A 7,865-nucleotide genomic window follows, 5' to 3' on the forward strand; every position below is an offset into this window, starting at 1 on the left:
GAACAAGACCGGTTTTCCGACCGGCAGCACACAGGAGAAGAACAGACATGGCGGAACGCGTCGTACTCGCGTACTCGGGCGGACTCGACACCTCGGTCGCGATCAGCTGGATCGGCAAGGAAACCGGCAAGGAGGTCGTCGCGGTGGCGCTCGACCTCGGCCAGGGTGGCGAGGACATGGAGGTCGTGCGCCAGCGCGCCATCGACTGCGGTGCGGTCGAGGCCGTCCTGGTGGACGCGCGCGACGAGTTCGCCGATGACTACTGCCTGCCGGCCATCACCTCCAACGCCCTCTACATGGACCGCTACCCGCTGGTCTCGGCGCTCTCGCGGCCGCTGATCGCCAAGCATCTCGTTACCGCGGCCCGTGACCACGGTGGCACCGTCGTCGCCCACGGCTGCACCGGCAAGGGCAACGACCAGGTTCGCTTCGAGGTCGGATTCGCCTCGCTGGCACCCGAACTCGAGGTCATCGCCCCGGTCCGCGACTACGCCTGGACCCGGGAGAAGGCCATCGCCTTCGCCGAAGAGAACAACATCCCGATCAACGTGACCAAGAAGTCGCCGTTCTCGATCGACCAGAACGTGTGGGGCCGCGCGGTGGAGACCGGTTTCCTCGAGGACCTGTGGAACGCGCCCACCAAGGACGTGTACTCCTACACCGAGGACCCGACCGTCCACTTCCAAACGCCCGACGAGGTCATCATCAGCTTCGACAAGGGCCGTCCGGTCGCCATCGACGGCCGCCCCGTCAGCGTCCTGCAGGCCATCGAGGAACTTAACCGCCGCGCCGGTGCGCAGGGCGTGGGTCGCCTCGACGTCGTCGAGGACCGCCTCGTCGGCATCAAGAGCCGTGAGGTCTACGAGGCACCCGGCGCGATGGTGCTCATCACCGCGCACGAGGAACTCGAGCACGTCACCCTCGAACGCGAACTCGGCCGCTTCAAGCGGCGTACCGACCAGAAGTGGGGCGAGCTGATCTACGACGGCCTGTGGTTCTCGCCGCTGAAGCGGTCGCTCGACGCCTTCATCGACTCCACCCAGGAGCACGTCTCCGGCGACATCCGGCTCGTCCTGCACGGCGGACACATCACCGTCAACGGCCGCCGCAGCAACGAGTCGCTCTACGACTTCAACCTCGCCACCTACGACGAGGGCGACAGCTTCGACCAGTCCGCGGCACGCGGTTTCGTCGAGCTCCATGGCCTCTCGTCGAAGATCGCCGCCAAGCGTGACCTGAACCTGTGACCTCCCACGGCACCAACGAGGGTTCACTCTGGGGCGGCCGGTTCGCCGGCGGACCGGCCGCCGCCATGGCCGCCCTGAGCAAGTCCACGCACTTCGACTGGGTACTCGCGCCGTACGACATCGAGGCCTCGATGGCGCATGCGCGGGTCCTCAACGGGGCGGGCCTACTCACCGACGACGATCTGACCGCCATGCTCGACGGCCTCGGACGCCTCGCGGCCGACGTCGCCGACGGCTCCTTCGGCCCGGCGGAATCCGACGAGGATGTGCACGGTGCGCTCGAACGCGGACTGATCGAACGGGTCGGCCCCGAACTCGGTGGCCGGCTCCGCGCCGGCCGGTCCCGCAACGACCAGGTCGCCACCCTCTTCCGGATGTGGTTGCGCGCGGCGATGCGGCGCATCGCCGTCGGCCTGCTCGACGTCGTCGACGCGCTGATCGCCCAGGCCACGGCCCACCCCGATGCGGTGATGCCGGGTAAGACCCACCTGCAGGCGGCGCAACCCGTTCTGCTCGCGCACCATCTGCTCGCACACGCGCAGCCGCTGATCCGCGACATCGACCGGCTCGCCGACGCGGATCGTCGAACCGCGGTGTCGCCGTACGGTTCGGGAGCGCTGGCCGGGTCGTCGCTCGGTCTGGACCCGGCGGCCATCGCCGCCGACCTCGGCTTCGACCGGCCCGCGGAGAACTCCATCGACGCGACGTCGTCGCGGGACTTCGCCGCCGAGGGGGCCTTCGTCCTCGCGATGATCGGCGTCGACCTCTCCCGACTGTCGGAGGAGATCATCGTCTGGAGCACGCCCGAGTTCGGGTACGTCACCCTGGCCGACGCGTGGTCCACCGGCAGCTCGATCATGCCGCAGAAGAAAAACCCCGACGTGGCCGAACTCTCCCGCGGCAAGGCAGGCCGGCTCATCGGCAACCTCACCGGACTGTTGGCCACCCTCAAGGCGCAGCCGCTGGCCTACAACCGTGACCTGCAGGAGGACAAGGAACCGGTCTTCGATTCGGTCGCCCAGCTCGAACTGCTGCTCCCGGCGATCACCGGGCTGGTCGCGACGCTGGAGTTCCACGAGGACCGCATGGCCGAACTCGCGCCCGCCGGCTTCACCTTGGCCACTGACATTGCGGAATGGCTTGTCCGGCAAGGTGTTCCGTTCCGGGTGGCGCATGAGGTCGCCGGCGCGAGTGTGCGTGCGGCGGAGGAGCGCGGCATCGGTCTCGCCGACCTCGACGACGAGACGCTGGCCCAGATCGACCCGAACCTCACCCCGGAGGTCCGCGACGTGCTCACCGTCCGGGGCTCCATCGAGTCGCGCAACGCGCACGGCGGTACCGCCTCGGTCCAGGTGCAGCGACAACTGGCGGTCCTCGCCGACGAGGTGGCGGAGCGTCGGGCCCGGTGGTCCTAGACATGTGACCCACTCCACCGGTTGGTCCGCGACGAAGCCGGTACAGTGTCTCCATCGCGGGGGGATGTGCCAGATCGACATGGTCGGAGGGGGATAGCGCGTCATGGTCGGACTCCCAGGTCTGCCCGATATACCGGCGGCCGTGGAACGGGTGGTCGCCACTGCGCAGAACGGGCTCGAGGTACTGCGCTTCGGCGGCCTCGACACCGGCACCAAGCCCGCCTCGTTCACCGTCGTCGAGAACGAGAAGATGTTCCGGCTGCGGCGCTACTTTCCCGACAGCCCCGCCGACGGACCGCAGGTCGTTCTCATCCCACCGATGATGGTCTCGGCGAACGTCTACGACGTCACCGAGCACAACGGTGCGGTGTCGGTACTGCACCGTCAAGGCATCACCCCCTGGGTCATCGACTTCGGGTCTCCCGACTCCGAAGAAGGCGGGATGGAACGTGACCTCGCCGACCACGTGACGGCGATCAGTCGTGCGATCGACCTGGTCATCGAGCACACCGGCAAGGACGTGCACCTCGGCGGCTACTCGCAAGGCGGCATGTTCGCCTACCAGGCCGCGGCCTACCGGCATTCGAAAGGCATCGCGAGTCTGGTGACCTTCGGCAGCCCAGTCGACGTGCTCGCCGCGTTACCGCTCGGACTGCCGGCCGGACTCGTCGTTCCCGGCGCGGAACTGTTGGCGGACAAGGTTTTCAACCGACTCTGGGTGCCCGGCTGGATGGCCCGCGCCGGCTTCCAACTCGTCGACCCCGTCAAGACCGCGCGCAGCCGCATCGACTTCCTCCGCAAACTCCACGACCGCGACGCGCTGCTCCCGCGCGAGGACCAGCGTCGCTTCATCGAGGCCGAGGGATGGGTGGCCTGGTCGGGGCCGGCCGTCGCCGAGTTGCTGCGTCAGTTCGTGGTGCACAACCGGATGATGTCCGGCGGCTTCGTGATCAACGGTGACCTCGTGTCATTGGCCGAAATCACCTGCCCCATCCTGGCTTTCCTCGGAGAGGCAGACGACATCGGCCAACCGCTGGCGGTGCGCGGCATCGTGCGCGCGGCCCCCCGCGCCGACGTCTACGAAGCACGTGTCCCGGTAGGACATTTCGGACTGGTCGTCGGCAGCACGTCGGGAACGCAGACGTGGCCGACCACCGCGCAATGGATCCGGTGGCAAGCGGGTGCGGGCGACCGTCCCGCGGCCATCGAGCAGATGGCAGAGAACTTCGACCGCGGTACCGGCGTGAGTCTGTCCTCCCGGATCACCCATGGCCTCAGCTCGGTGACCGACGCGGGTGCAGGAGTGTCCCGCGAGATCTTGGGCGCGGCCAATTCGCTGCAGCGCACCTCACGTGCGGTCGCACAGGAATCGGTGCGCACCGTACCGCGACTGCTGCGACTCGGGCAGATCCAGTCGGGTACCCGCATCTCGCTGGGCAAACTGATGTCGGAGAACTGCAAGCGCACACCCGACGGCGAGCTGTTCCTGTTCGAGAACCGGGTGCTGACCCACGCCCAGGTCAACACCCGCATCGACAACGTGGTCGCCGGCCTCATCGACTGCGGCATCCGACCCGGCGTGCACGTCGGCGTCATGATGGACACCCGCCCCAGCGCACTGGTCGTGGTGGCGGCACTCTCGCGGCTGGGTGCGGTGGCCGTCTTGCTGGCCACCGACGCCGACGTCCCCGAGATGCTGCGACTCTCCGACACCGCGGTCGTCGTCGCCGATCCCACTCACGTCGACGCCGCGGCCAAGCACTGCGAACGGGTGCTGGTGCTCGGCGGCTCGCACGAAGACGGCCGCGACATCGACGCGGACGGCACCACGATCGTGGACATGGAACAGATCGATCCCGAGGCCGTCGAGTTCCCCACGTGGTACCGGCGGGACCCAGGCCTCGCCGGCGACCTGGCGTTCATCCTGTTCACCCGCTCAGGGGTCGGGCTCTCCAGCCTCGCACCGTGGCCGGTCACCAATCACCGATTCGCCATGTCGGCGTTCGGCGCCGCATCGGCCGCCGGCCTCACCGATCGGGACACTGTCTACTGCCTGCCGCCGCTACATCACGCGTCAGGCCTGCTCACCACGCTCGGCGCGACCGTCGTCGGGCGTTCCCGCATCGCGCTGTCCGAGCGGATCGACGCGGCGAACTTCGCCACCGAGGTGCACCGCTACGGCGTCACCGTCGTCTCCTACACGTGGACGATGCTGCGCGAGATCGTCCGCGGTGAACAACTGCAGATCAGTCAGTACAACCCGATCCGGCTGTTCATGGGGTCGGGCATGCCGGCCGGCCTCTGGACCGAGGTCGCCGAATCCTTCCCACGAGCCCGAGTACTCGAGTTCTTCGCCACGGCGGACGGGTCGGCGATGCTGGCGAACGTCTCCGGCGACAAGATCGGTTCCATGGGCCGCGCATTGCCCGAGACCAATCCGGTCGAGATCGCCGCCTACGACGTCGACGAAGATCGGCTCATCGTCGACGAGCGCGGGTATGTCCGCAAGGCCGGCCTCGACGAGGTCGGGTTGCTGCTCACCAAGGCGCGGCACCGGACCGAGACCTCGGCGACCGTGCTCCGCGACGTCTTCACCGCCAAGGATCGCTGGGAGGTGTCCCGGCACATGTTCCGGCGCGACCTCAACGGTGATCTGTGGTACTTCGGCTCCATCGACACTGTCGTCCACAGCGCCGGCGGACCTGTCTACGTACCACCGATCGAGTTCGCGTTGTCCCAGGTCAAAGCCATCGACCAGGTGGTGGTTTACGGCATCGGCGAACCGGGACACCAGGTCGCCGTCGCCGCTGTCACACTCCGCCGCGGCGACGGACGCGCCGAGTCACTGACCGTGTCGTCCCTGCGGATCGGTCTCGGCCTGTTGCCCGCCGAATTGCGCCCGCACCTGGTGTGGGTGGTCGACGAGATACCGGTCTCGGACTCCTACCGGCCGCTCGTCACCGCTCTAGCCCGTCGCGGATTGCCGCACCCCGGCGCCCGCGTATGGTTCCGGGACAGCGACGGCAGGTATCGCCGGTACACCAGAACAGCTGCCGCAGAAGTGAATTGGGATGTTCAGGCGGCGCTCGAGACCGTGTCGTCGCAGAGCTGACGGACCACTTAGACTGACACCGTGACATCACGCGCCGAGGCCATCGATCCCATCACCCGCGAGCGACTCGTCTGCCCGCAAGATCACGGTCCGCTGCTCGATGCCGGCGACGAGCTCTACAACCCGCGACTGCGAGTCGCCTACCGAATCGACGAAGACGGCATCCCGGTGATGCTCGCCGACGAGGCACGATCGGTCGACGAGGCCGAGCACGCACGCCTGGCCGACCGCGGTTGATGCGAGGGTGACAAGATCGGTTGCGTGAGCACCGAGACGTCTGACACCGCCGGCATCCTCGCCGAACTCGAGTGGCGTGGCCTCATCGCCCAGTCCACTGACCTCGGCGAACTCCGCGCAGAACTCGCCCGCGGACCCATCACTCTCTACGCCGGGTTCGATCCGACCGCCGCGAGCCTGCACGCCGGCCATCTCGTCCCACTACTGACGCTGCGCCGATTCCAGCTCGCCGGGCACCGCCCGATCGTGTTGGCCGGCGGCGCAACCGGACTCATCGGAGACCCGCGCGACGTCGGAGAACGCACCATGAACTCCGCCGACACCGTCGCCGAATGGGCCGACGGCATCGTCGACCAGCTACGACGCTTCGTCACCATCGACGACTCGGCCAACGGTGCGGTGATGGCGAACAACATGGAGTGGACGCGAGACCTTTCGGCCATCGAGTTTCTCCGTGACATCGGCAAACACTTCTCGGTGAACGTGATGCTCGCGCGCGAGACCGTCCGACGACGACTCGAATCCGACGGCATCAGCTACACCGAGTTCAGTTACCTCCTGCTGCAGTCCAACGACTTCGTACAGCTCAATCGCCGATACGGCTGCGTTCTGCAGATCGGCGGATCCGATCAGTGGGGGAACATCGTCGGTGGTGTCGACCTGGCCCGACGCATCGACGGCAGCACCCTGCACGCGATGACCGTGCCGCTCGTGACGTCGTCCGACGGCAAGAAGTTCGGTAAGTCGACCGGTGGCGGAAGCCTCTGGCTCAATCCCGAACTGACCAGTCCCTACGCCTGGTACCAGTACTTCGTGAACACCGCCGACGCGGATGTGGTGCGTTACCTCAAGTGGTTCACCTTCCTCGGGCGCGACGAGATCGCCGAGCTCGAGACGGCCACCACAGAGACGCCGCACCTGCGCATCGCACAAAAACGTCTGGCCGCCGAGATGACGACGCTCATCCATGGTGCCGAGCACACGGCGGCTGCCGAGCTGGCCAGTCAGGCCCTGTTCGGTCGGGCCGAACTGTCCGGGCTCGACGAGGGGACACTCGCCGCGGCCGTCGGCGAAACCTCGGTTGCGGAGTACGACGAGGCCCGCCCGACCCTGGTTCAGCTCTTGGTCGACACCGGACTGTCCGAGAGCAACAAAGCCGCACGACGGGCGATCGGTGACGGTGGCGCGTACGTCAACAACGTGAAGATCAGTGATCCGGAATGGCAGCCGGCCGACTCGGACCTGCTGCACGGACGATGGCTGGTCGTGCGACGTGGGAAGAAGTCCTTCGCCGGCGCAAAGGTAACGCTCTGACCAGGCGATTTGACGCGTTGTTCGCGTCTGTGTAACTTAATCGACGCACCGCAGAGAGCAAGACCCCGGGGCCGACACGGACCGGGCGAAGCGAAGTGCCCAAGATCGAGAGGTCGAGGACGCTGCGGAAGCCGGGTCTGATATCCGAAAGCGACAGAGTTGCTGACGGAAACCAGGTCTGGTAGCTTGGAAGAGTTGCCCCGGAGACGGACGCAACAACTTCTACAGAACAGCTTGCTGATGAACGCCTCTTGATTGAGGAGGTATCGGTAGGTGTGTGTTCGTTGAGAACTCGATAGTGTATTGGTGGATTGTTTGATGCCATATTTTTTGTGGCATTGATTTTGTGACACCAGCTTTTATGGTTGGTGTCGGACATTTTTTTTGCCAGTTTTTTTGGATTGTTTTTGTCAGGTTTTGCTTTCCTGATTGTGTTGAAACCTTTTGTGTTTCAGTGTTTTTTCATGGAGAGTTTGATCCTGGCTCAGGACGAACGCTGGCGGCGTGCTTAACACATGCAAGTCGAACGGAAAGGCCCGC

The 7,865-nt window shown here is 66.2% G+C and carries 5 protein-coding genes and 1 rRNA gene; all 6 read left to right on the plus strand.

The genetic code is table 11. The annotated features are described in order from the left end of the window. The first annotated feature begins 47 nt into the window (after window positions 1-47). Entirely contained in the window at window positions 48-1,247 is a 1,200-nt protein-coding gene (locus AAFP30_RS04510; RefSeq protein ID WP_419228612.1) for an argininosuccinate synthase, read from the plus strand. After that, a complete protein-coding gene (gene argH / locus AAFP30_RS04515) occupies window positions 1,244-2,662 on the plus strand; it encodes an argininosuccinate lyase (protein WP_419228613.1) in 1,419 nt (472 codons plus the stop codon). The genes AAFP30_RS04510 and argH overlap by 4 nt, the downstream gene beginning before the upstream one ends. A gap of 103 nt (window positions 2,663-2,765) precedes the next feature. Further along, complete coding sequence (locus tag AAFP30_RS04520; RefSeq protein ID WP_419228614.1) at window positions 2,766-5,774, plus strand: AMP-binding protein; 3,009 nt, start codon at window positions 2,766-2,768, stop codon at window positions 5,772-5,774. A 21-nt stretch (window positions 5,775-5,795) separates the two neighbouring features. Next, window positions 5,796-6,011: a Trm112 family protein gene (locus AAFP30_RS04525; protein ID WP_419228615.1), complete on the plus strand. Its 216-nt coding sequence runs from the start codon at window positions 5,796-5,798 to the stop codon at window positions 6,009-6,011. A 24-nt stretch (window positions 6,012-6,035) separates the two neighbouring features. Beyond that, the gene (tyrS, locus tag AAFP30_RS04530) at window positions 6,036-7,325 is read left to right on the plus strand and encodes a tyrosine--tRNA ligase (protein WP_419228616.1); all 1,290 of its coding nucleotides are present in this window, start codon (window positions 6,036-6,038) and stop codon (window positions 7,323-7,325) included. A 461-nt stretch (window positions 7,326-7,786) separates the two neighbouring features. Then, window positions 7,787-7,865: ribosomal RNA gene (locus tag AAFP30_RS04535) — 16S ribosomal RNA — on the plus strand; the annotation flags it as partial.

This window comes from Gordonia sp. CPCC 205515 (genome assembly GCF_048537925.1).
Classification (GTDB): Bacteria; Actinomycetota; Actinomycetes; order Mycobacteriales; family Mycobacteriaceae; genus Gordonia.

Bases quoted from the DNA above. Each gene is read 5' to 3' on its own strand.
- AAFP30_RS04510 (WP_419228612.1), top strand. From the start codon at position 48: ATGGCGGAACGCGTCGTACTCGCGTACTCGGGCGGACTCGACACCTCG.
- AAFP30_RS04520 (WP_419228614.1), top strand. From the start codon at position 2,766: ATGGTCGGACTCCCAGGTCTGCCCGATATACCGGCGGCCGTGGAACGG.